The sequence below is a fragment of the Epilithonimonas lactis genome, assembly GCF_900110605.1.
Lineage (GTDB): Bacteria > Bacteroidota > Bacteroidia > Flavobacteriales > Weeksellaceae > Epilithonimonas > Epilithonimonas lactis.
In genome coordinates this window covers 133,995-159,192 of record NZ_FOFI01000007.1, presented here as the reverse complement: position 1 = coordinate 159,192, position 25,198 = coordinate 133,995, and the positions used below count along the sequence as shown (strand labels likewise).

General features: G+C 39.5%; 23 protein-coding genes. 12 read left to right on the top strand and 11 right to left on the bottom strand.

Features of this window, described 5'->3' with window-relative positions:
* Window positions 1-9: 9 nt before the first annotated feature.
* From BMW39_RS18795 to BMW39_RS18770, 6 genes are all read left to right on the top strand, one after another.
* Entirely contained in the window at window positions 10-603 is a 594-nt protein-coding gene (locus BMW39_RS18795) for a (2Fe-2S)-binding protein (protein WP_034979041.1), read from the top strand.
* Window positions 600-1,577, top strand: a complete 978-nt coding sequence (locus tag BMW39_RS18790) for an FAD binding domain-containing protein (RefSeq protein ID WP_034979043.1) — start codon at window positions 600-602, stop codon at window positions 1,575-1,577. The genes BMW39_RS18795 and BMW39_RS18790 overlap by 4 nt, the downstream gene beginning before the upstream one ends.
* 30 nt (window positions 1,578-1,607) lie before the next feature.
* Complete coding sequence (locus tag BMW39_RS18785; RefSeq protein ID WP_051880077.1) at window positions 1,608-3,836, top strand: xanthine dehydrogenase family protein molybdopterin-binding subunit; 2,229 nt, start codon at window positions 1,608-1,610, stop codon at window positions 3,834-3,836.
* Between the two features lie 143 nt (window positions 3,837-3,979).
* Complete coding sequence (locus tag BMW39_RS18780) at window positions 3,980-4,465, top strand: (2Fe-2S)-binding protein (protein ID WP_034979045.1); 486 nt, start codon at window positions 3,980-3,982, stop codon at window positions 4,463-4,465.
* A complete protein-coding gene (locus tag BMW39_RS18775) occupies window positions 4,458-5,477 on the top strand; it encodes an FAD binding domain-containing protein (protein ID WP_034979047.1) in 1,020 nt (339 codons plus the stop codon). The genes BMW39_RS18780 and BMW39_RS18775 overlap by 8 nt, the downstream gene beginning before the upstream one ends.
* Before the next feature lie 28 nt (window positions 5,478-5,505).
* On the top strand, window positions 5,506-7,743 hold the full coding sequence (locus tag BMW39_RS18770; RefSeq protein ID WP_034979049.1) for a xanthine dehydrogenase family protein molybdopterin-binding subunit: 2,238 nt from the start codon (window positions 5,506-5,508) through the stop codon (window positions 7,741-7,743).
* Window positions 7,744-7,841: 98 nt separating this feature from the next.
* On the opposite strand, the gene BMW39_RS18765 is transcribed toward BMW39_RS18770, so the two are convergent.
* From BMW39_RS18765 to BMW39_RS18750, 4 genes are all read right to left on the bottom strand, one after another.
* Window positions 7,842-9,551 (bottom strand): FAD/NAD(P)-binding protein, encoded by a 1,710-nt coding sequence (locus tag BMW39_RS18765; protein WP_051880078.1) that lies wholly within the window; start codon window positions 9,549-9,551, stop codon window positions 7,842-7,844.
* A 129-nt stretch (window positions 9,552-9,680) separates the two neighbouring features.
* A complete protein-coding gene (locus tag BMW39_RS18760) occupies window positions 9,681-10,841 on the bottom strand; it encodes a hypothetical protein (protein WP_034979051.1) in 1,161 nt (386 codons plus the stop codon).
* Window positions 10,825-11,931 (bottom strand): UDP-galactopyranose mutase, encoded by a 1,107-nt coding sequence (gene glf, locus BMW39_RS18755; RefSeq protein ID WP_034979400.1) that lies wholly within the window; start codon window positions 11,929-11,931, stop codon window positions 10,825-10,827. Before glf ends, BMW39_RS18760 begins: the two co-directional genes overlap by 17 nt.
* Window positions 11,924-13,024: a glycosyltransferase family 1 protein gene (locus BMW39_RS18750; RefSeq protein ID WP_034979053.1), complete on the bottom strand. Its 1,101-nt coding sequence runs from the start codon at window positions 13,022-13,024 to the stop codon at window positions 11,924-11,926. The genes glf and BMW39_RS18750 overlap by 8 nt, the downstream gene beginning before the upstream one ends.
* A 343-nt stretch (window positions 13,025-13,367) precedes the next feature.
* Here BMW39_RS18750 and BMW39_RS18745 point away from each other — a divergent pair, with 343 nt between their 5' ends.
* Genes BMW39_RS18745 through BMW39_RS19240 form a run of 3 tightly spaced genes read left to right on the top strand, consistent with a single transcriptional unit; the run spans window position 13,368 to window position 16,905 of the window.
* Window positions 13,368-15,509 carry a catalase gene (locus tag BMW39_RS18745; protein WP_034979056.1) on the top strand — a complete coding sequence of 714 codons (2,142 nt, stop codon included), beginning with the start codon at window positions 13,368-13,370 and terminating at the stop codon, window positions 15,507-15,509.
* A gap of 30 nt (window positions 15,510-15,539) precedes the next feature.
* The gene (locus tag BMW39_RS18740) at window positions 15,540-16,706 is read left to right on the top strand and encodes a zinc-dependent alcohol dehydrogenase (RefSeq protein WP_034979058.1); all 1,167 of its coding nucleotides are present in this window, start codon (window positions 15,540-15,542) and stop codon (window positions 16,704-16,706) included.
* A 28-nt stretch (window positions 16,707-16,734) separates the two neighbouring features.
* Window positions 16,735-16,905, top strand: a complete 171-nt coding sequence (locus BMW39_RS19240) for a lmo0937 family membrane protein (protein ID WP_034979060.1) — start codon at window positions 16,735-16,737, stop codon at window positions 16,903-16,905.
* Window positions 16,906-17,018: 113 nt separating this feature from the next.
* Here BMW39_RS19240 and BMW39_RS18735 read toward each other — a convergent pair whose 3' ends face one another.
* Entirely contained in the window at window positions 17,019-17,612 is a 594-nt protein-coding gene (locus tag BMW39_RS18735; RefSeq protein ID WP_034979061.1) for a Crp/Fnr family transcriptional regulator, read from the bottom strand.
* Window positions 17,613-17,831: 219 nt separating this feature from the next.
* On the opposite strand from BMW39_RS18735, the gene BMW39_RS18730 reads away from it, so the two are divergent.
* The 3 genes from BMW39_RS18730 (at window position 17,832) to BMW39_RS18720 (ending at window position 19,736) form a co-directional block, all read left to right on the top strand.
* Window positions 17,832-18,062 carry a hypothetical protein gene (locus BMW39_RS18730; RefSeq protein WP_034979063.1) on the top strand — a complete coding sequence of 77 codons (231 nt, stop codon included), beginning with the start codon at window positions 17,832-17,834 and terminating at the stop codon, window positions 18,060-18,062.
* Between the two features lie 408 nt (window positions 18,063-18,470).
* Window positions 18,471-19,073, top strand: coding sequence for a Crp/Fnr family transcriptional regulator (locus BMW39_RS18725; protein WP_051880079.1), 603 nt, complete (start codon window positions 18,471-18,473; stop codon window positions 19,071-19,073).
* 99 nt (window positions 19,074-19,172) lie between these two features.
* A complete protein-coding gene (locus BMW39_RS18720) occupies window positions 19,173-19,736 on the top strand; it encodes a YciE/YciF ferroxidase family protein (protein ID WP_034979065.1) in 564 nt (187 codons plus the stop codon).
* 175 nt (window positions 19,737-19,911) lie between these two features.
* Here BMW39_RS18720 and BMW39_RS18715 read toward each other — a convergent pair whose 3' ends face one another.
* The 6 genes from BMW39_RS18715 to BMW39_RS18690 form a co-directional block, all read right to left on the bottom strand.
* Window positions 19,912-20,778 carry a lamin tail domain-containing protein gene (locus BMW39_RS18715; protein ID WP_034979066.1) on the bottom strand — a complete coding sequence of 289 codons (867 nt, stop codon included), beginning with the start codon at window positions 20,776-20,778 and terminating at the stop codon, window positions 19,912-19,914.
* Between the two features lie 426 nt (window positions 20,779-21,204).
* On the bottom strand, window positions 21,205-21,912 hold the full coding sequence (locus BMW39_RS18710) for a lycopene cyclase domain-containing protein (protein ID WP_034979067.1): 708 nt from the start codon (window positions 21,910-21,912) through the stop codon (window positions 21,205-21,207).
* Entirely contained in the window at window positions 21,912-22,370 is a 459-nt protein-coding gene (locus BMW39_RS18705; RefSeq protein ID WP_034979068.1) for a sterol desaturase family protein, read from the bottom strand. Before BMW39_RS18705 ends, BMW39_RS18710 begins: the two co-directional genes overlap by 1 nt.
* Window positions 22,367-22,840, bottom strand: coding sequence for an SRPBCC family protein (locus BMW39_RS18700; protein WP_034979069.1), 474 nt, complete (start codon window positions 22,838-22,840; stop codon window positions 22,367-22,369). Before BMW39_RS18700 ends, BMW39_RS18705 begins: the two co-directional genes overlap by 4 nt.
* A 43-nt stretch (window positions 22,841-22,883) precedes the next feature.
* Window positions 22,884-23,720 carry a phytoene/squalene synthase family protein gene (locus BMW39_RS18695; protein WP_034979070.1) on the bottom strand — a complete coding sequence of 279 codons (837 nt, stop codon included), beginning with the start codon at window positions 23,718-23,720 and terminating at the stop codon, window positions 22,884-22,886.
* Between the two features lie 11 nt (window positions 23,721-23,731).
* Window positions 23,732-25,198, bottom strand: a complete 1,467-nt coding sequence (locus tag BMW39_RS18690; protein ID WP_034979072.1) for a phytoene desaturase family protein — start codon at window positions 25,196-25,198, stop codon at window positions 23,732-23,734.

The window sequence follows — 25,198 nt, the reverse complement described above, 5'->3', positions numbered from 1 at the left end:
CAACGAAGTATGGCACATAAAGAACAATACAGCAGGAGGAGTTTCCTCAAGATTTCAGGATTGTTGGCAGCATTTGCCGCAGTCCCAACATCTGTGAAAGCATTCTACCAGGATGTCAAACAATATCTTATCCCAAAGAAAAATGTATCGAGACTGACATTGAATATAAATAAAACCAGCCACACCTTATACGTTGATACGCGCACAACATTACTAGATCTTGTCCGTGAACAACTCAATCTCACAGGATCAAAGAAAGGCTGTGACCACGGACAATGTGGCGCTTGCACCGTTCACATCAATGGTGAAAGAGCGCTAAGTTGCCTCACACTTGCTTCGATGGCTCAGGGAAAAGAAATTACAACTATCGAAGGCTTGGCCAATGGCAAAGAACTTCATCCGATGCAGAAAGCCTTCGTTGAATGTGATGGTTTTCAATGTGGCTATTGTACTCCTGGACAGATCATGTCCGCGGTCGCCTGCGTCAATGAAGGTCACACAGGTTCGGTAGAAGAGATCAAAGAATATATGAGCGGCAATCTTTGCAGATGTGGCGCATACAACGGTATTGTACAATCCATCCAAAAAGTAGCAGCACAATGAGACCATTTAATTTTGAAAAAGTAAATTCAGCTCCTGAGGCACTCGCGCTGAAATCGGCAAAAAGCAACTACATCGCTGGTGGAACAAACCTGGTGGATCTGATGAAGAAAAATATTGCCCAGCCCGAAACATTGATTGATGTCACGACAGCAATTTCCAACACTGTCGAGAATAAAAATACTGTGGTCACCATCGGCGCAATGGCCAGCAATAATAAGGTGGCAACAGACAAAACCATCATCAATAAGTTTCCTCTGATCTCCAAATCTATTTTGGCCGGCGCTTCTCCTCAGATCAGAAATATGGCAAGTTCTGCGGGAAACCTGCTGCAGCGCACAAGATGTCCTTACTTTTATGATATCACAACACCTTGCAACAAGAGAACACCAAACACCGGTTGCAGTGCCATAGAGGGCGGAAACCGAATGAGTGCCATTGCAGGCTATAATGACCAGTGCGTCGCTGTCCATCCATCTGATTTTTGTATTTCTTTAACTGCTTTGGATGCTACTGTTACGGCAGTTACGGCCGAGCAAAAAGAGATCACAATTCCTTTCAAAGACTTTCACAAATTGCCCGATTCCACGCCTTGGCTGGACAATAATCTACCTGCGAATGCGATCATCACAAAAATAGAGGTTGCAGAAAATAAATTCAATAAAAATTTCAGTTATCTGAAAGTTAGGGATCGTTCTTCATACGCGTTTGCTTTGGTTTCCGTGGCTGCAGCATTGGATCTGGATGGAAAGAGGATCAATGATATTCGTCTGGCTTCTGGAGGAGTTGCACACAAGCCGTGGCGCTGGTACGCTGCGGAGGAATTCCTGAAAGGTAAACGTGCAACGGAAGATAATTTTTTAGAAGCTGCAAAACTGGCCACAAAGGATTTAAAGCCGCTGTCAGAAAACGCCTACAAAATACCAATGCTTCAAGGGGCGATTGTCACAGCTCTAAAAGATTGTTTGAATCAATAAGTTTTATATTATATTAAAAATTAAGAAATTATGGGATTTATTGATATCATTACAAATAAATTTAAGAAACCTGAAGGTCGGGTAGAAGGCGTAGAAAAAGTAACCGGTAATGGAAAATTTGCCGCAGAATATCAGGTGAAGAATGTTTGCTATTCCGTTTTGGTCAACAGTACGGTTCCATCTGGCAAGATCAAATCAATTTTGGTTGATAAAGCCAAAGAGGTAGAAGGCGTGATTGATATAATCACACATCTACACAAACCTATGGTTCCTGGGATGGCAACTGAAGATAAGATCAAAGAGTCAAAATTCGGTTTGCCTGTTTTCCATACAGATAAGATCTTCTTCAAAGGTCAGCCGATCGCGATGGTCATTGCGGAAACCTTGGAAGATGCCACATTTGCAGCATCGTTGGTAGAAGCAGAATATCAGAAGGACAGTTTCATTATCGAATTTGAATCTGCGAAAGAATCAATTCCTTTGAAACCGGAAGGAAAAGAGAGAGGAAGTGAGGATGCGTGGCAGAATTTACCATTCATTATCGATGAACAGTACAATATCAAAGCTGACATTCACAATCCGATGGAAATGCACGCCACGATTGCCCATTGGACAGGAAATGACACTTTAAGGCTGTACGACAAGAACCAAGGTGTGAACAATGTTCAGAAAATAATCGGTAAACTGTTCGGCCTTCCAGAAAAAAATATAGAAGTTTTCAGCGAGTTTGTAGGTGGTGGCTTTGGCTCCGGATTGCGCGTTTGGCCACACGTTCTAGCCTCAATAATGGCTGCGAAACAAGTGAACCGACCAGTCAAATTGATGTTGACAAGACCTCAAATGTTCGCAGGTACAGGATACAGACCAGCTTCTTGGCAACGACTGAAGATAGGCTCAGACAAAGAAGGCAATCTTTTGGGCGTACTTCATCAGGCAAAGAACGGCACTTCGCTGTATGAAAATTTTAATGACGGCATCACCCGAGTTACCAGATTGATCTATAAACTTCCCAATTTGAAAACGGAAGCCGCCATTGTCCCTTTGAATCTAAGTACACCAACCTGGATGCGAGGACCAGGCGATTGTACCGGCGTTTTTGCATTGGAATCTGCCGTGGATGAGTTAAGTTATAAATTGAAGATGGATCCGGTAGAATTAAGATTAAAAAATATCTCCTTACAAAAACATCCAGATTCTGGCTTGCCTTGGTCCACTCATTTCCTAGATGAAGGCCTCAAAAGAGGTGCTAAAATGATAGGATGGGACGCCAGAAAACCTAAACCGGCAAGTACCATTGAAGGCGATTGGTACATTGGCTACGGAATGGCTGTTGGGATGTGGAACGCTGGACGACGTGAAGCAAAGGCAGCAATTATTTTCCATAAAGATGGCAGTATGAAAGTTCAGACAGCGATGACCGATATCGGAACCGGAACTGGAACCGGAATGCAGAATATCGCGCACGAGATCACAGGAATCTCAAAAGACAAGATCAGCATTGAACTTGGAAACTCAGCCCTTCCGCCGGCGCCAAGTCAGGGTGGAAGTACGGGATTATCATCCGTGAGTGGTGCTGTGTTCGAAGTGAGCAATCAATTAAAGTTAAAATTAGCTGAATACGCTTCGGCTATTGATCCTGGTTTTAAAAGTATTCCTGCAGATCAAATTATCCTGACCGAATCAAAAATTGCCTTAAAAAACAATGCTACCGTTTCTGTTTCATACAACGAATTGTTTGAAAAGAATAGTCTTGATGAGGTGAGAGTTGAGGTGTCATCCAAACCAGGTGATGAGCAAAAGAAATTTGCATTCTGTTCGTCCTCAGCACATTTCTGCAAAGTTCGCGTTAATAAGAGAACAGGAAAAGTTAAAGTAGATAAGTTGGCGGTAGTAGGTGATGGTGGCAAGATCATCAATTCTCAGGCGGCAGCCAATCAAATGTCCGGAGCAGCAGTGGGCGGAATTGGAATGGCCTTGATGGAAGAAAATCAAATCGATGCCAAACTAGGATCATTGATTGCCAACGACCTTGCTGGATATCACTTTGCCGTGAATGCAGATGCGCCGATCATCGAAGTCGATTTCATAAACAAGCCTGATCCAAATATCAATCCATCAGGCGCGAAAGGTTTGGGAGAAGTGGGAATTATCGGAACGGCTCCAGCCATTGCAAATGCGATCTACAACGCCATCGGTTTGCGAATGAGAGACTTGCCGATCACACCAGACAAAATATTGATGGCATTATCAAAACAATAATTATGAATTGATAATTAAAAGAAAATCTATCAACTAAAAGCAAATTTTCAAAATTGCTACAATTGATAATGATTCCAATTAACCGTTATGTTCGCATAACGGTTCTTTTTTTGTAATACGTTCGCTATACCAAATTATATCGTATGGGAAATCACGGAAAACAGTCAGTTACACTTAAAGTGAATGGTGAAGACCATCATTTGGAAATATTACCCTGGGTCTCACTTCTGGATGCACTCCGTGACAGGATACATCTCACGGGAACCAAAAAAGGTTGTGACCACGGGCAATGCGGCGCCTGCACCGTCCTGATAGATGGAAAACGAAAATTAAGCTGTCTTACGCTAGCCGTGATGCAGGAAGATACCCAGATCACTACGATTGAGGGAATTGCTGCTGATGGAGAACTTCATCCGATTCAAAAGGCTTTTATTGAGCATGATGCATTCCAATGCGGTTACTGCACACCAGGGCAAATCTGCAGTGCGATAGGTTTAATCAATGAAAATAAAGCAGAAACGCGTGAAGAAGTTCAGGATATGATGAGCGGAAATCTTTGCCGATGCGGTGCGAATAGAGGAATTATTAATGCGGTGATGGCCGTGAAACAAGGTATATCTCATGAATAATTTTTCCTATCAAAAAGCCACAGATGTCAATCATGCAATTTCTATCATTAATGAAAATGCGGAAAACAAAATCATTGCAGGTGGAACAAATCTTATCGATCTGATGAAATACTTCGTTACTGAAGCCGAAACATTGGTTGACATCAACAAAATTTCTGATATAAATGAGCTTCTCGAACTTCCAAATGGAGGCGTTCGTCTGGGCGCATTGATGACCAATGCAGATACAGCTTATCATCCAATGATCGAAGAAAGATATCCATTACTGTCGAAAGCTATTTTGGCTGGAGCATCTGCCCAAATTAGGAATATGGCAACCAACGGCGGCAATCTTTTGCAAAGAACAAGATGCTATTATTTCTATGACATTCATACACCATGCAACAAACGTGAGCCAGGTTCTGGTTGTTCTGCAATTAATGGTTATAATCGGATTCATGCGATTTTAGGTCATAGTGAAAATTGCATCGCTGTTTTTCCTTCAGATATGTGTGTAGCACTTGCAGCATTGGATGCAGTCGTCCGTATCTCCGGTCCAGATGGAAATAGAACCGTTGAATTTTCAGATTTTCACAGACTTCCAGGCGACACACCGCAAATTGATAATAATTTGAAACTTGGTGAGATCATTACCGGAATTGAATTGCCAGAAAAAGGATTCTCCGAAAATTATTCTTATTTAAAATTAAGAGACAGAAGTTCCTATTCATTTGCGCTGGTGTCGGTGGCAACAGGCCTGGAACTTGAAAAAGGAAAAATTAAAGAAGCCAGAATTGCACTTGGCGGTGTTTCCCACAAACCGTGGCGCGTTAAGGAAGCAGAAGATTTTTTAATTGAAAAAACACCAAACGCTGATAACTTTGCTCAGGCCGCTGAAATCATTTTGAAAGGAGCGCAAGGCTTTAAAGATAACAATTTCAAAATTGATCTGGCTAAAAAAGCAATCGTCAGAAATTGTATGATGGCACTTGACCCAACTTCTCAACGTCCGGGCGCAAAACCTTCTTTATAAATTTTATTATTAATTGAAAATCAAATCCATGGAAAATACACCGTCAATTGGAAAACCTGTTAGTCGCTTGGAAGGTCACCTCAAAGTCACAGGAAGTGCAAAATATGCAGGAGAATACGAAGCAGAAGATCTACTCTATGGCTATGTGGTGAATAGTACTATTACGAAAGGTAAAATAAAATCAATCGATACATCGGAAGTTAAAAAAATGGAAGGTATCATCGAGGTTTTCACGCACGATAACAGACCTTCTACAGCGTGGTTTGATTTCCAATATGCTGACATGGATGCGCCACCTGGAACTGTTTTCAAACCAATGAAAGACAATGAGATCAAGTACAATGGACAACCAATCGCTTTAGTTGTTGCTGAAACATTTGAAATGGCCCGTTATGCAGCGAAAAAGATCAATATAGTTTACGAAGAAGAAACGTTTGAAACCGATTTGAAATCGAACTTAGATCAATCACGTGACCCGAAAAAAGGTCTGGCATCAATGCTAAAACCACCGCCACCAAAACCAACTGGTGACTTTGAAAAGGAATATGAAAACTCTTTCGTTAAAATTGACAGTGAATTTTCTCACGGCACGGAGCATCACAATCCTATGGAAATGTACGCCTCGACCGTGATCTACGAAGGAAAAGATAAATTAAAAATATACGACAAAACGCAAGGAACGATCAATTCCCAAATGTACGTGGCGAATGTTTTCGGCTTGAAAATGAAAAACGTTCAGGTGATCGCACCATTTGTCGGCGGCGGTTTTGGTTCAGGTCTTCGGCCACAGCACCAACTTTTCATGGCTGTGATGGCATCTTTAGCTTTAAAGCGAAATGTCCGCGTGACCTTGGATCGGGCGCAGATGTACATGATCGGCCATAGACCACCAACTTTGCAGCATACAAAATTCGGAGCTGATAAGAATGGAAAGGTCAATGCCATTTATCACAAAGCAACAGGTGAAACCTCACGATTTGAAGATTATGTAGAGATCGTTGTCAACTGGGCAAACATGCTTTATCCCGCAGAAAACACTTTATTGGAACACGAGATTGTGCCGCTGGATGTTTACAGTCCGCTGGACATGAGAGCGCCAGGCGGAAGCACCGGAATGCACGCTATCGAAGTGACAATGGACGAAATTGCCTACAAATTAAATATCGACCCAGTAGAATTGAGATTGATCAATTATTCAGAGATCGATAAAAGTAGTGATAAGGAATACTCCAGCAAGGAACTTAGAAACTGCTATCTGCAAGGTGCTGAAAAATTTGGCTGGAGTCAGCGAAATCCCGAACCAAGAAGTATGAAGCGCGGAAACAAATTGGTTGGCTACGGAATGGCCACGGGAATTTGGGATGCCAACAGGATCTTTGGTAGGGCAGAAGCAATCATGACAGCCGATGGCAAAGTAGAGATCAAAAGCGCGGTCACAGATATCGGAACTGGAACTTTGACCATCATGACGCAGATTGCAGCAGATGAGTTGGGTCTTCCGATTGAAGATATTACATTTTCTTATGCTGATAGCAAAATGCCATTCGCACCAATACAAGGTGGATCTTTCACCACTGCAACGGTCGGTCCAGCGGTTCAAAATGCTTGCCAGGCATTGAATAAAAAATTATTCAAAAAAGCTAAAGATTTAGATAATTCATTTTTGAAAGATGTCAAATTCAATGAAGTGGAATTTAAAAATGGTTTTATCATTCTTAAAGGTCAGTCAGATAAAAAATTAGATATTAAAGAGATTGTCAAAGCAAATGATGGAAAAGATATCCGCACGACAAATTCCGCAATGCCAAATCCTTTGACGTATGGGAAAAAAGCAAGAGCTGTTCACAGCGCCGTTTTTGTGGAGGTGGAAGTAGATGAGGAACTCGGAACTATAGAATTGACGCGTGCTGTAACTGCAGTTGCCGCTGGAAAGATCATCAATCCAAAAACTGCGGAAAGCCAAATTCTTGGAGGCATGATCTGGGGAATCAGTAAGGCTCTGCACGAGGAAACCATCTTGGACCATAATTTAGGAAGATATATGAATGCCAATCTAGGTGAATATCACATTCCTGTGCACGCTGATATCCACGATTTGCAAGTAATCTTTGTTGAGGAAAATGACAAATTCGTCAATGATCTCGGCGTAAAAGGCGTAGGAGAAATTGGTGGAGTAGGAATGCCACCGGCTATCACGAATGCTATTTTTCATGCGACGGGAAAAAGGATTTATGACCTTCCTATCCACTTTGATAAACTCTTGTAATATATAAAGCTAAATCCTGCCGTTAAACAGCAGGATTTTTTTATTTGAAAAAGTTTTAATTGTTTATTAGTTCTAATCAATCAAAATCCCATTAAATCTTAAATAAGAGCACTCACAATTCTCTTGGCTGCCGTATCACAAAAATCCAGACCTGAATAATCGGGATTTAGTCCACCAATAAATGGAACAGCCATTACGAAAATATTGTCAACCGTTTGCCCATAGACATTCAGAGATTGAAAGTGATCATTGATCTCCAACCCATGAACCTGCAGATAGTAGTTGCCATTAGTCTCTTTCACGATGGATGAGTCATCATTTTGGAGCAATTCAATAGCCTGATCTTTATCTTTGAAGTTAAGATACGCTGTACTGATCAGTTGGTCTGACCTCAAACCCTCAAAAGGCAGATCAGCAACTTCTAATGGCTGTTGACCGACCGCGTCAATATAAAGCTGATAATACTTTTGTTGCCTGTCATTTTCTACCGATTGATAATGGTAGGTTCCACCTGTTTCAGGATGCGGCTCTACAAAACTTTGCTTATCAACTTGGATCAAATCGATAATCCCCGCATCATACAACGCTATGATTTCCTTGTAAGAAGATTGCGGAAGTGCTGCAATGATAATGGAAATAAGTGGTAGAAGTGTTTTTCTCAAACGAAGCATATCCTCAGCAGAAAAATGTTTGGCCGGATAATTCATCGCAAAACTGAAAGCAGTCAAGGCTTCTTTCCAACTGATCGATTGATGCCGCCTGATAGACTTTTCCGCTTCCGTATATTCTGCCTTGAAAAGCTGAAAACTATCCAGTTCTTTTCTAATGCTCATCATTTCTTCAACAAAATCCTCAATCTTTAGATCTTTGATTTTGTTGTAAAAATCTGGGTCTTTCTTTTGAAGTTGACTTTTAAAATTAATTTCAAAAACGTGATCTAGATCTACAAAACCATTATGTTCCTTCTTATAATCATAGATCTCCTGCAGAGACATCGTCCAGTCTGTTGAGTACGCATCATCTTCAGAATGGAATCTTAAAGCAGGCAAAAATCCACCTGTGGAAAAGAGATCGATTCGGAAATTTTCACTGCCCTCGTTCAACGAATATTTTAATTGGCCATTGGCTAATGTTTCATATTGGCCATTGAGTCTGGAGTGCGTTTTGATAGCATCCACAGCCGTAAGAGAAGTGCCTCGGATCGCTACCGGATGATTGGACGCTGAGGTGAATTTGGAAGGCGGATAGGGCGAATCGTACCAACCTTTCACTGATTCTTCATTCTTTTTAGGCCAATAGTGTCCTGTACAAAGGACGATCCTGCTGGCTATAAATTCTTGATCCTCATTGACAAGGATTTTAAAGTGACCGCTTTCATCTTTTTTGGTAATGTCGCGAACTAAACTTTTGGTTCTGGCAATGACCTTGATGTTTTTAGTTTTTAAAGACTTAATGTACCATTTGAATTGATATTCCAAATAATCACCCAAAAGCAACCTTGGAATGACCTGTAGCGCATTGCAACTTCCATCCACAGAAAAATCTGGGAATTCCTTGGTAGGATTTTGTCGCAGGTATTCTTCAAACCCGACTTCGAAGTTTGGCAATTCATTAGCTGAAACATTCGCGACGTGCTCTTTGCAAGCACCTAAACTTCCATATGGCATTCCAACGCCCAACCTTTCATTCTTTTCGAAAATTAAAATTGTCTGCGGTTCAGATCTGCTCTCCCACATATTTTTCAGAATAAGAAGTGCGGCAGGTCCACCACCAATGAGCGCTACAGTTTGATAATCGATATGTTCCATTTTTTGCTTTAACTTTAGAAGTGCAACTCAAATGACATACCTTTTTTGAATATTCATACGCACAAAAAAGAAATTAACATATGTTTCAAATCATAAAAGTAGCTGAAGCTCCAAAAAAAATTAGTTAGCTTAAATTTTAATAGCAATTAATTTCTGCAATTCGTTGAGACTTCCACCATGAATTTCCCTCTCCAAGGTTTGAGAATCATTAATATCCCAAAGCCCGCTGTGGTGCCAAACAGTTGGAAAATCCCAATCTGGCCGGTCAATGATCGGATAGATGCAACAGCCGTAGAACGGAAGACCACTATCAAGAATGGAAAGACATTCCTTCGTGATCATCTTGATCCAGTCAACTCTGTCGTCTTCGGGAATGCTGGTTTCTGAAAGTACGATCGGACGCCCATACTTTGTGAAAACGTCCTCTATCAGAGAACTTAAACTTCTCCAGTGTGGACTTGGTGGCGTTTCATTCCAAGGAATGAACTGATGTTCCGGAAATGTCCATTGATTATCATTGTAAAAGTTAACTCCAATAAAATCCAGATATTCCGGTTTGCCTCGGAGTTCAGGACATAATTTCCCTGTCAGGATTTCCAAAACCTGAAACTGCTCCTGGTGTTTTTCGTTGGCTTCTAGAATTGAGATCGAATCTGATGAATTGGACGAAATGATATTGACCAAAGGTTCCGTCGTCATTATTTTGATTGATGAATCAACTTCCTTCATCATTTCAATGCCTTCGATGTAAGCTTTCATCAGCATATATTTCACTTCCCAACCTTGATTCACGCAGTATGGACTCGTGCCTTTAGCATCGCCGCCGAGCCAAGACAGAAAACTGACCTCGTTGATCGGTGTGACAATCAATTCGCCATCTGGAACCAAACTTCTGTATTTCGAAACGAAAGCGCTGCACAAATGTGAAAATCTTCGCGCAAACATAGGATGCAAAGGCGTCAAATCATCAGGAAATCCAAAATGACAAATGTCCCAGATGACCTGGATGCCGTTGTTTTTTGAATTGATAATGATCTCTTCGACCTGCGACCAGTCGTAAACAAAAGGCGATTTCTCAACAAAACTCCAACGGATGCCTTCGCGAATAGTTGTGATTCCAATTTCTGTTAATCGTTTATAATCTTCATTAATGAAACGATCGTGTCCAGTTAATTTGATGAGATCAACTCTTTCCCCGAAGGCATTTTGCTGGTCTGCACATTCGAAACCAGCCATCAGAAAGGATTGAAAAGGATTTTTGAAATTGTTTGGATTACTGTTGTACTGCATTCTCTTCTTTGATGATCTTTCGGAAAAGCGCCAAAGACTGCGCTACCACCTGATCCATATTGTAATATTTATAAGTTCCCAATCGCCCTGTGAAAAAGACATTTGGTGTTTCGTCTGCCAATCTTTTGTATTGATTGTAAACGTCTTGATTTTCCTTTCTTGGAATTGGATAATAGGGATCACCTTCAGCCGTCGGATATTCGTAAACGATGGTTGTTTTGTGATGCTTTTGTCCCGTTAGATGTTTGAATTCCGTGATCCTTGTATAAAGATTTGAAGTGGGATAATTGATAGTTCCCGTTTCCTGATAATTTTCCTGATCCAAAGTTTCAAATTTGAAATCGATTGATCTGTAAGGCAATTTCCCAAATTGATAATCAAAATAGCCGTCGATTGGACCTGTGTAGATCAATTGTCTATGCGGAATGATATCGACAATATCTTTGTAGTTCGTGTTCAACATTACGTGGATATTCTCGTGGGAAAGCATCTTTTGAAACATTTCTGTATAGCCATTTTTCGGCATTGCTTGCAGAGAATCTGTGAAATATCGGTCATCAGCATTGGTTCTCGTCGGAACTCTTGCAGTCACCGAAGCGTCCAATTCTGACGGATCAAGGTCCCATTGTTTTCTGGTGTAGCCACGAAAGAATTTTTCATAAAGCTCTTTGCCGACAACATTTAGCACCACATCTTCGGACGTCAAAACAGGTTTGCGAAGTTCAGCTTTTGAAGCTAAAAAACCTACAACTTCATCCGAATTCAAATTCTTTCCGTAAAGTTTGTTGATGGTTGTCAGATTGATGGGAATAGGAACCAATTGTCCATCCACACTTCCCAAAACGCGATGTTCGTAAGGTCGCCATTCTGTGAATTTGCTTAGATATTTGAAGACATCTTCCGAGTTTGTATGGAAAATGTGCGGTCCGTATTTGTGGATCAATATACCTTCCTTATTATAAAAATCATAGGCGTTTCCAGCGATGTGATTTCGCTTGTCCACGATCAAGATCTTTTTTCCTTCTTTGGCCAATCTCTCTGCCAAAACCGATCCGGCAAAACCGCAACCGATAATTAAAAAATCATACATGGATCTTACTGGTTTTTTTGGCATTAGTGATTAGCAAATTCATTTTTTCAAAAGTGTTGTCCCAAGATTCATCGGCTAGATATTCATCTACTTTTGCCAGCCATTCTTTCTTGGAATCTTTATTAAATTCTTCCTCAGCATAAGCGATGAAAGTTTCAGCACTGTCTGCGATATATACCAAGTTGGCTTCTCCATATGGCTTCACAACGTCTTTGATCGGCGTGGAGATCACAGGAAGCCCAGCGGCAAGATATTCTGGCGTTTTGGTCGGGCTGATGAATTCTGTCGATTCATTGATGGCAAACATTACCATTGCAATGTCCCAATGACTGATATAATTTGGAAGTTCTGCATATTTTTTCGAGCCGAGATAATGAATGTTTTCAGCTCTCGGAAGTTCATTGACATCGATCTTCACAACCGGACCGATGATGACAAAATGCCAATCTGGCCGTTTTGCAGAGACTTCTCTCAACAATTCAATATCGAATCGCTCATCAATGACGCCGTAAAATCCAAACCTAGGATTGGGAATGTGTTTTTGATCTTCTGCGTCCGAAGTGTTGTAGCGCGCAGCTTTGAAATGGTATTTGTCTATGCTGCTCGGGAACGGATGGATGTTGTGATGTCTATTTTTCTTTGCCTGGTAAAGTGTATGTCCGCCTGTGAAGACCACATCGGCTTTTTTGAACAATTCATTCTCCAATTCCAACAATTGTGGCGGTGCAAAACGGAATGCTGACAGCTCGTCCATAGAGTCATAGATCGTGACTTCTGGTTTCAGATGCGATGTGTACTCCAAAGCCATTGGCGTGTAGTACCAACAGGAATAGGTTTTTATATTTTGATCTTCCAGAATTTTGTTGATGAGCTTTTCCAACCTTTGATTTCGGTTGTCTTGGTCATCATAAATGAAAATTTTAATAATGGAAACGCCATTCTGCAAGTCGATCTCATAGAAATCAGAAACGGCGCCTCGTGGTTCTTCGAAATAATAGACATTGTTCAATTGGGCAAATCGGGTCAGCAGGTGCTGTGGTCGCTGATAAACGAAATCCCAATGTAGATGGCTGAAGCATAAAATATTTTGCATAGATAAAAATGTATTATCACAATATTGAAATGGAAAGTATTTCCAGCGCCCTACATCAGAATAGAATAAGATTAATCGACATTGAAGAGCAATTGCGAGTTGTAAATCTATATCTTAAATAATTTTTAATATATGACTCTAATCATAATGGAAATAAATTATAAAGTGCATTTTATAGTGTACTGGAATTTGCCGCAAGATATTTTACTTGTTTTTATTTGGATTTAGATTGCTGATGTGACTCAAATCATAAACTCCCGCTTGGCTTCCCATCTATCTTTACGTATTACCAAATAAAAAAATTTATTGTAATTAATAAAGAACAAAATCAAAGTAAACTTTTATGGAAAATGACAACAGTAAAAATGAAAAAGTAGATCAGCTTCAGGATCACACCACCGACAACTCGGGCGAAGCGTTGACAACCAACCAAGGTCTAAAGATAAACAACAACCAAGATTCTTTGAAATCTGGCGAAAGAGGACCAAGTCTTTTGGAAGATTTTATCCTAAGAGAAAAGATCACGCATTTTGACCACGAGAGAATTCCGGAAAGGATCGTACACGCAAGAGGTTCCGGAGCTCACGGCGTTTTCAAACTGACGAAGAGTTTGAAGGAATTCACCAAAGCAAAATTCCTCACAGAAGTTGGAACAGAAGTCCCAGTCTTCACCAGATTTTCTACCGTTGGCGGAAGTCGCGGCAGTACAGATCTAGCGAGAGACGTGAGAGGCTTTTCAGTGAAATTCTACACGGAAGAAGGTAATTATGATCTCGTGGCGAACAATATGCCTGTCTTTTTCATTCAGGATGCGATGAAGTTTCCAGACCTTGTTCACGCTGTAAAACCTGAGCCGGATAACGAAATTCCGCAAGCTTCTTCCGCGCACGATACATTTTGGGATTTTATTTCATTGATGCCGGAAAGTATGCACATGATCATGTGGTTGATGAGCGATCGCGCAATTCCAAGAAGTTACCGAATGATGGAAGGTTTCGGCGTTCATTCATTTAAATTCATCAATGATGCCGGCGATGTTCATTTTGTTAAATTCCATTTCAAACCGAAATTGGGTGTCCATTCCGTAGCTTGGGATGAAGCAACGAAAATTTCAGGAAAAGACCCGGATTTTCACAGACGAGACCTTTGGGAAGCGATTGATAGCGGTGCATTTCCAGAATGGGATTTTGGCGTACAACTGATTCCGGAAGCAGATGAACATAAATTTGATTTTGATCTTTTGGATCCCACCAAATTAGTTCCAGAAGAAGAAGTTCCGGTTCAGATCTTCGGAACTTTGACATTGAACAGAAATCCAGACAATTTCTTTGCAGAAACGGAGCAAATCGCTTTCCATCCGGGACATTTGGTTCCAGGAATTGATTTCAGTAATGATCCATTGTTGCAAGGCAGATTGTTTTCTTACACCGACACACAATTATCAAGATTAGGTTCTCCAAACTTCCACGAGATCCCGATCAATCGTTCACTAAATACCGTTCATAACAACAATCGCGACGGCCATATGCGTCAACAGATCTCGAAAGGAAAAGTGAGTTACGAGCCAAATTCCATGGGTGGTGGATGTCCATTCCAATCGATGATGAAAGATGGCGGATTTGTATCCCACGGTGAAAGGGTAGATGGTCATAAAGTGAGAGCCAGAAGCCAGAGTTTCGTGGATCATTATTCTCAGGCCAAATTGTTTGTCAACAGCCAAAGTGCGCCAGAAAAGAAACACCTTCAGGATGCCTTGATCTTTGAACTTTCGAAAGTGAAAATCCCGGCAATCCGTGAAAGAATGGTCGGTCAACTTAATTTCATTAATCAAGATCTAGCAAAAAATGTAGCGAAGAAAGTTGGCGTTGATGTGACGAAACTTGAGCAACCCAACCAAAGTATTCCTGCAGATGCCGATCCGAAAACACTTCAAAGCGAGGAAAGAGAACCAGCAACTAAAAGTTCAGACGCGCTTAGTATGAAAAATACAGCGAAGGATTCCATAGAAAGTCGAGTGATCGGTTTCATTATGGAAGATGGCGTAAATGCTTCCGATGTCAATTCTTTAAAATCAAAACTTGAAGAAGAAGGTGCAGAAGTTCAAATCATCGCCGGAAGTCTTTCACCAGTGAAAGCAGATGATGGAAGCAGTTTCACCCCAAAACATTCTTTGACAAGTACAGCCAGCGTTTGTTTTGATGCTTTATATATCTGTAGCGGAAAAACATCTTCAGACAATCTTTTGAATGAGGATAACAAACCGGGAACTATTCATTTTGTGAATGAAGCTTACAAACATTGCAAAGCGATCTATTTCGGAACAGACACAGATGAGATCTTCAAAGCGAGTCAGGTGGCAAGCAAGAAACATAAGGATTCTGCAATCGTCACTGCAGAAAGTCAAAACGCGAACGGATCTTTTATCAAAGCGATTGCCAACCACCGCGTTTGGGAATTGGAAACGGAAAGGAACAATCCAGCTTAGTAACATCAAATCACCACAAAATATTAAAATATGAAAGCAGCAGTTTTTCACGCACCAGGTAAAATTACTTGCGACACGGTAGAAGATCCGATCATTGAGAATCAAAATGATATCATCCTGAAAGTAACTTCAACAGCCATTTGCGGCAGTGACCTTCACATGTACAGCGGCGGAATGCCTCAGGCAAGACCAATGGTCATGGGCCACGAGTTCATGGGAATCATAGAAGAGGTTGGAAAGGGCATCACGCATCTCAAAGTTGGAGACAGAGTAGTTGTACCTTTTCCAATTGCTTGTGGCGGCTGTTACTTTTGCGAACACGGTCTTCCGACAGCCTGCGAAAACAGCAATCCGGATCACTATGGTCCAGAAGGTGGAATCTTGACAGAGAAAGGTGCCGGAATGTTTGGCTACACAGATCTGTACGGTGGTTACAGCGGTGGACAAGCGCAATACGTGCGGGTTCCATACGCTAACTTCGGTCCCAGAAAAGTGTCGGAAAATCTGACAGATGAACAAGTCCTTTTCCTTACAGATATTTTCCCGACTGGTTATGTTGGCGTGATGTGGGGCGATTTGAAAGGTGGCGAAACAGTGGCGATCTTCGGAGCTGGGCCGGTTGGTTCGATGTCTGCGAAAAGTGCCATTCTACACAATGCCAAAAAAGTGATCGTGATTGATACTTTGCAATACAGATTGGACCAGATCAAAAAACTGACCGGTTGCGAAACCATCCTTTGGGAAAGTGCAGAACAGACTGTGGAAGAGATCAGGAATATGACAGATGGTCGTGGCGCGGACCTTTGTATCGACGCGGTTGGATTCGAGCCAGAAAGAGATTTCTTGGATAAGGCCAAAGCCGTTCTGAATTTCGAAAAAGGTTCGATCAAGGTTTTGGAAGCTTGCATGAGTGGCGTGAAAAGAGGTGGAATTGTCTCTGTCTTGGGCGTTTATCCTGTAAATTATGACAACTTCCGAGTTGGGCAATTATTCGATAAAGGCATCACTATCAAAGGCGGACAATGTCCAGTCCATACGATCATTGATAAACTACTGAATTACGTAGAAACTGGTCAGGTAAAACTGGATGATATCATCACGCATAAACTTAGCCTAAATGATGTCGCTAAAGGTTACGAGATCTTCCATAAAAAGGAAGACGGCTGTGTAAAAGTCGTTTTGGATCCGTGGATATAAAAAGTATAAACACTAAAATTAAAATATTATGAAAAACCTATTGTGGCTCGTAGCAGCTATTTGCATCTTCGTCTGGCTCTTGGGCATGCTGGGCGTGATAGAAGGTCTCAGCACCGGATATCTTGTTCATGTCCTATTGGTCATTGCCGTTATTGTTGTTCTTTACAACATTATTTCGGGCAGAAGACCGCTTGATTAATTAATTGAAATTGCATGTAACTTCAAAACAGCTTACTCAAATTTTTAAGTTTTGAAGTTGCAAAAAAAGAAACCCACTATCATTAGTGGGTTTTTATTTTTAAGTACGGATCATCAATAATGAATGTTTCGATTGATAATCTTCAGAACCTCTTGTTTTTCAAGATTTTTGATGGTTCTAATGACAGTTTCAACGCGCAATCCCGTGATGGAAGCCAATTGTTGTCTTGTCAGCGGAACTTCGTAGGAATAGTCGCTTTGGTCCGGACTGAAACTTTTATGATAATCCAAAACACCTTTGATCCGAACATCTGCCTGTAAAGACGAATTGTTTTCCAACATTACAAATTTGTAGTACAAACGCTCCGACAGAAATTTGTTGACATCTCTAGATAATTTCGGATTGTCATCCAGCATCTGTATGAATTTGGCCTTTGATAATTTCAGCACAACGCTTTCCTCAAAGACGACTGCGTTCACAGGATATTTTTTATCGATGAAAAGCAGCAGTTCACAAACACTCAATCCTGGTTGCAGAATAGCCAATATCAATTCTTTACCAGCCTCGTTGTAATGATTGAGTTTGATTCTTCCCTTTACAATTTGATAATAGCACTTTGGAATGTCGCCTTCACTGAAAATAGTGTCGCCACGTTTGAATTTTTCGTATTCTGCACCGTAAGATAGTAGTATTTCTTCAGCGATCATTTTGATTTTTAAGATATATGAAGGTTAATTTATTGAATGATTGGTTACGTAATAAGTATTTAGTAACTAATTGATTATACTCAAATGTATGCCATTTTTCATCAATTAAAATATTATATGTGCGAATTTAACCAACAAACTATTTTTTTGATATGATTCAAGTCATAAAGCGTTGCTCTAGAAGTGTTATAGCTTTGATAGATATCAAACAAAATCATTATGAAAAAAGTATTATTAGCGGCGACTGTGTTATTCATTATCAGTTGTTCAAAAAAAGACACAGCGCAAAACAGTTCTATGACCAGCGATTCTTTGGCTTCCGATAGTGCGGCTGCCATTCCAAATCCTGCACCACAAACCGACAGCGCAACAGGATCAATGTCAGGTTCTAATGCTACTGCAGACAGTACAGCAACTTCGCCTAGCACTAAGAAGGATTCTGCAAGGTAAACTTTTGTCTTTTAGATTATTAGCTTTCGTTCTGAACTAATATTGGTCACGTTAGGGATTAGATGATGATTTTCTCAAACAAATATCATTCTGTCAACTCTATTTGTGATCATATATTCAGGAGGAAGCTTTTTTTTTGTTTTATTAAGGATATATCAATTTTAGCAATTATTTGTTAGAATAATTTATGTTTATAATTTTATCAATATCAAATTGATAAATATTGGGCATAATATTTGAAAGGTAGGCATTGAAGCATATCAAGCTAAAAATAGATGCTGAAATAATGAATTTTGTAACTATAGTAGGTTTAAAATTGATTATTAAGAAAATTCAAAAAATAACCTTACTTTCTTCTGGTTTTTTATTTACGAAATCTGATCATTAGAAATCTACAATTATTAAATTATGATGATCATCAATGAACTCATTTTGGAATCGCTGGGCGCAACCACCGAGCAATACCATGCGGGTGAATCTATCTTTGCCGAAGATGAGGTTCCCAAATACTATTACCAGATCATTAGCGGTAAAGTAAAACTCAACAATTACAACCATGAAGGCAGAGAAGTACTCCAAACTATTTTGGAAACTGGCCAAAGCATCGGCGAATCTCTGCTTTTTGTAGATGATGTGACGTATCCTGTGAATGCAGTCGCCATCACGGTCTGCAAGATCTTCAAGCTAAGAAAATCTGCTTTCTTGACGATGCTGGACCGAAATCCAGAGATCAGTTTGATGATGAACAGGCATCTTTCCCAGATCCTTTATTTCAAACAAAAAATGGGACCGATCCTTTGTACCAACAGCCCGACTTTCAAAATACGTTCTCTATTGGATTATCTGAAAAGCAGCCAACAGGAAAAGGAACCATTTGCCTTCCAAGTGCCTTACACACGTCAGGAACTTGCCAATCTTACAGGATTGTGCGTGGAAACAACCATCAGAACCATAAAAGGAATGGAAAGAAATAATATTTTGAGAATCAGAAATCGAAAAATCCTTTACTGATAATATTTAGATGATCATGATACGAGTCATAATTTACGGACTTGCATCTTCCTAAATTTAAACTTTAAACCAGATCATCAACTAACCAAAAATATTATTATGGCAACAAATTCAAAACCTAAAACAACAACTTCTGCTGCAACTAGTGCAGAGAAAAAAACACCTGCAAAAAGTGATGCGGCCAAAGAACTGAAAGACCTCTTCGAAGATAGTCTGAAAGATATCTATTGGGCAGAAAAAGCTCTGGTAAAGGCACTTCCCAAAATGCAGAAAAACGCAACCGATGAGACTTTGAAGCAAGCCATAGGGCAGCATCTCGAGGAAACAAAAGTTCAGGTAAGTCGCCTGGAAGAGACCTTCGAATCTATTGGCGTGAAAGCACAGGCGAAAAAATGCGATGCGATGCAAGGTCTGTTGGACGAAGCGGACAGTATCATCGAGGAGACGGAACCAGGAACAGTGCGTGATGCAGGGATCATTGCAGCTTCGCAAAAAGTGGAACATTACGAGATCGCAACTTATGGTACTTTAGCCGCATTTGCAAAAGTCCTAGGCGAGAAGGAAGCTTTGTCCAATCTTCTTGAAACTTTGGAAGAAGAGAAGAATTGTGATCAACTTTTGACACAGCTTGCTGACACGAATCTTAATTCTAAAGCGAAATAAAATTATTAAAATATTGTACAATAGAGAGTTTTAATTGCTCTCTTTTTTATCATCGATCACAATCAAATCATAACTTGAATTTCCCATAATGAAAGTATTGCTGATGTAATTCATTTGATAAAACAAAAAAAGAGAGCTATCATTGATAACTCTCTTTTTTTCTTATGATTTAAACTTAATTTTTAAGGATTCTCTCACTTACTTTTTTATTATTCACAGTTCCTGTGACAATGTAATTCCCTGCAGGCAGATCGGCAATGTTCAAGGCTGCGTTTGCTTTCACAGTCGTGTTTTTTAGGAGTTGCCCTGTCATGGTGTAGATCTTTACATCTTGCACATCCGAACCAAAGATGATCTCATTGTTTTTTACCAATGTATTTTTGATAAAAACAGATCTGGAACCATTGACATCGCCAACTGCGAGTGTACTACCCGTGGATTGCGGTGTTGGAAACAATGGGATCACAAAATCCACATTGTTGTTATTGGTATCTGCAGCATTGTTCAGTCTCGTAATGGAATTGAGAACAGTTGGAGAAGGTGCCGCAGCTGCTCCCTCATGTTGATCTACAATACCATAACCTACAAAGTCTATCACGTTGGAAGCTGTTGGTCCGGTTACTCGGGTATTATTGGTCGCTAAGGCAATTTTGCCAGAGGTCAATCCGATTTGCACACCAAGAGTTGCCACTGGACCAGAGCCATCTAGATTGAGTACAAGATCCACAACGAGATTTGGATTTAATAGATTGATTCCATTTTGACCCTCAGATGCTTGCTGGATCAAATACGTCTGTCCTGGACCAAGACTAATGCTTGGTAAAGTGTGATATTGGGTAAATTGGCCAGATGAAGGGCCATACTGAAGTGTTGCTCCGGTAAGGGTAGCTGTAGAAGATCCTACATTTTTCAATTCGATGAAATCACTGGCAATTACCGCTCCGACGAGTCCACCGCCTGTATAAATTTCATTGATAACAATCTGTGCATTAGAAAATGCGAACGTGGAAACTAGTCCCGCTAAGGTAAAAATCTTTTTCATAATGTTTGTATTAGTGTTACTTAATAACAAACAATACCGATACCAAATATTAACAAACAATTAATATTATTTCTTTTGATAATTCATTTATAATTAACTATTGATAATAATATCATAAAAATAAATGAAAAAGCGTCCTGTTTAAAGTATTCTTTATAATTATTTAGAATCACTATAAATTACATCACAAGATAAAAAATGTGCTAATTTTTTACAATATGTTGGTTTAGCACGCCAGATTTTAACTGACTGATTATGAGAATATTTTAAACTAATATGAATTAGCTGTTTTTCTTAATATCATTTAAATGAAAAAAGGAAAGATTTATAACAAAAAAAATAACTTTCAATGAAGTTATTTTAAGATTGGAATTCGAATTTAATATAAATCTGAGAATTCAGAATATATAATGTGTCTTGAATATTTTAAACGGTCAGATCAGCTTGATCATGATTTTTTTTGAATTTATAAAAGAAAAACAGATTCCAGAGGATCATCTCGTAGCCATAAAAGAAATCCTCAATCGGAATGGTAAGAATTCTAAAACCAATGAAATTCTGTGGATTATAGTTCACAATAGGATAGTCCAGTCCGGTTCCTGTCAGAATACCGTTGACCAAAAGAAATCCCGGCGTCAAAATCAAATAGATTACAGAGGCTTTCCCGATCCAACTGACCTTTAATAGAAAAAAGAGTATTAGCAAACTGATTGACGCCGAAAGAAAAGTAACAAATGTGTAAATCTTATCTTGATAATAAAGCGCGACACCCAAAAATATAATCGATGTGAGGGTAACAAAAATCTTTTCAGAATTAGGCTTCCAATCGAGTTTGAAAAACTTGTCCAAACAGAAATAAGTAAAGACACATGAGAACGGAATACAAATAAAAAATAATACTTCTTCAAATGGTAATTCTGAAATCTTAAATCCTGTCAAATATCGATAATTGAACCACCAAACGCCATTTTTCGTAAACCAAATATCCCAAAGAATAAAAACAAGACCTACCAAGACAGAAGCCTTGATAAAAGCGCCAAAATGCCTGTTGAATTTGATTTTTGGATGAAAAGAAAAAATAAAACAGATAATAACGGTGAAAAAATTGATCAGCAAATAAGTGTAGGGTAACATCAGGCTTTGTCTTTGTTAAAGTACATTTTGAAGTATTTGATAGGCACCCACAAGAATCCGAAACATTCGCCATCTTCTTTGTTGATGTGTTTGTGATGTTGTTTATGAGCTCGTCTTATCGCCAATAGATAAGGATTTTTTGTGTCCTTTAAAAACTTCACTCTCTGATGGATGAAGATGTCGTGGACAAAAAAATACGACATTCCATACAGCGTGATCCCTATTCCAATATAAAAGAGAATATTAAAATCATTGATGGTTCCAAAGTACATGAGGGCAATTGCTGGAATCGCAAAAATAACAAAGAAGTAATCATTTTTTTCTAATGGCGGATCGCTGCTGTGGTCGTGATGATCTCGATGAAGCGACCACAGAAAACCGTGCATCACATACTTGTGAACAGTCCATGTAAAGCCTTCCATCAGAAAAAAAGTAATAAAGACAATTAGAAAATTCATGATGCTTTTTTCTTGTTGTTGAACATGACCTCCAAAACCTCATGACGGAAATCAAAGATATTCTCCAGTTTCTTTTTCACAAAAAGTTTGTGAGCGATCTCACCTAAAAAACCTAAAGGCAATTCGTAATCTACCGTATCTTTTATCAAAACACCGTCTTCATTTTGTATAAACTCGTGGAAGTGATTCCATAATTTGTAAGGCCCTTTTTGTTGGAAATCTGTAAAACTCGTCTGAAAATCAACCTGTGTGATTTCCGTTTGCCAACCCAATGGAATATTAAGAAGTGGTGAAACCGTGTAATCTATGATCATGCCTTCGAAGATCTCATCATTTTTAAGTTTTGTGAGAACCGTGAATTTCATATCTGGAGGCGTGATCACCGATAGATTATTCGCGGCTGAGAAGAAGTTCCATGCTGTTTCTATATCGCAGTTCAGCTGTTGTTCCTTATAAAGTCTGTGTTTCATTTTCAATCTTTTTCATTAGTAGTTCATTATCATTAAAAATATTTTAAATGGATAACATCTTGTATTCTACGTAGCAACCCATCATCAGAGATATTTTTTTACTGTTCGAAATTCTGATCCTCTGGTTGATCATCTGATTAGCTGAAGTTTTTTTGATCTTTTTGAATAACGAAAGATAATACCGATAAGCCAGATAAACACCAAATCTTGAGGACGCCGGTAGTTTTTTGATCCCTTCCAAAGCCTCATGGAATTCAAAAGCGATCTCTTCTTCGATCTCAGCTTTTACATTGTTATCAAATGCGGCAATATCGACATTTGGAAAATAAGTTCGGCCCAAAACTTCATAATCATCTTTCATATCCCGCAGGAAATTCACTTTTTGAAAAGCTGAACCTAGGATCATCGCAGAAGGTTTTAATCTTTCGAACTCTTCTTTGTCTCCGTTTACAAAAATATGAAGACACATCAGCCCAACCACTTCTGCCGATCCAAGAATGTATTCCTTGTAAAGTTCTGAGTTGTAATCGATCTTGTGAAGATCCATTTCCATACTTTTCAAAAATTGTTTGATGAGCTCATGGTCGATCTTATATTTACTGACCGTTTCCTGGAATGACTGCAGAATTGGATTCAAAGAGATCTTTTCTTCCAAAGCCAAAAATGTTTCATCTCGAAAGCGAGACAGCAGTTTCTTTTTGTCGAAACCGTGAAAACTGTCCACGATCTCATCCGCCAACCGTACATAGCCGTAAATGGCGTAAATTGGATTTCTTATCTTGGAGGACAAAGCCAGAATGCCCATCGAAAAACTCGTGCTGTATTGTTTGGTGGTCTCTTTGCTGATCTTGAAAGAAAGGTCGTCAAATAATTGTTTCATAGCTTATGTACTTATTTATTGGCTTGTGATGCGGCTATTTTCCCGGAAATAATACTTGGAGGAACGCCTGGCCCGGGAACGGTCAATTGTCCTGTATAAAAAAGGTTTTTCACTTTCTTGTTTCTCAATGATGGCTTCAGAACTGCAGTTTGAGACAGCGTATTTGCCAATCCGTAAGCATTTCCAGCGTAAGCGTTGTAATCTTGCTTAAAATCATCTATGCAAAAACTTCTTTTGTATTCGATCTTCGAAATGAGATCTTTGGAGCTCGTATGTTTCTCCAGTCGGCTGATCATTTCTTTAAAATATTTCTCTCTTTCTAATTCAGAATCTACAATTCCAGTAGCTATTGGCATTAATAAAAATACGTTCTCACAATTGTCTGGTGCTACATTCTGATCTGTTTTTGATGGACAACAAACGTAAAACAACGGTTTTGATGGCCATTTTTTGTCTTCATAGATCTCAGTCGTGTGCAGATCCAGATCATTTTCAAAGAACAACGTGTGATGCTTCAGATTCGGTATTTTTTCTTTGATCCCGAGGTAAAATATCAGACAGGAAGGTGCAAAAGTTTTCTTTTCCCAATAATCCTTATCATAATTTCGATATTCTTCTGGCAACAGCTGACTTTCCGTATGTTCATAATCTGATGACGCAATGATAGAATCAAATTCTATCGTTTCACCATTTGTTACTAAAGCGCTTGCATTTTTATCATTAATAATGATCTGCTCGACACTTGAATTCAAATGAAATTTTACACCTTGGTCAATTCCAATTTGTTGCATCGCCTCGATCACTTTTATAAAACCACCAATAGGATACCAAGTTCCTAATTTATAACCGCCATAATTCATCAAACTATACAACGCAGGAATATCTTTTGGTGCTGCACCGAGGAAGATCACTGGAAATTCCATTAATGTGATCAGCTTCGGATTCGAAAAATATTTTCTTACAAACTTACTGAAGTCCGTCAAAAGGTCAAGACTGAAGGCACTTTTCAAAATCTTCAGCGAAACAAATTCGAGCCAGGAATTACAAGGTTTGTTCACAAAATCCTTCATCCCAACTTCATATTTGAACTGCGCATCTTTCATAAAATCGTCCAATCTTTGTCCTGCGCCTTTTTCAGTTTCCTCGAACAACATTTTCATCGCCTGGTAATCTTGTGGAATTCCCATCAAGCCATCAGAAAAGACCATTTCAAATTGCGGGTCGAGTGGAACCAACTGATAAAAATCGGCAGCTTTTCTATTGAAATCATTAAAGAAATTCTCGATGATATCTGGCATCCAATACCAACTTGGCCCCATATCAAAAGTGTAACCATTCTCAGTTTTAAAACTTCTTGCACGGCCGCCAATACTGCTGTTCTTCTCAAAAACTTGTACATCATGACCAAGCTTTGAAGCGTAAGCTGCCGCAGAAAGACCTGAAAATCCGGAACCGATGATGGCAATTTTCTTTTTCAT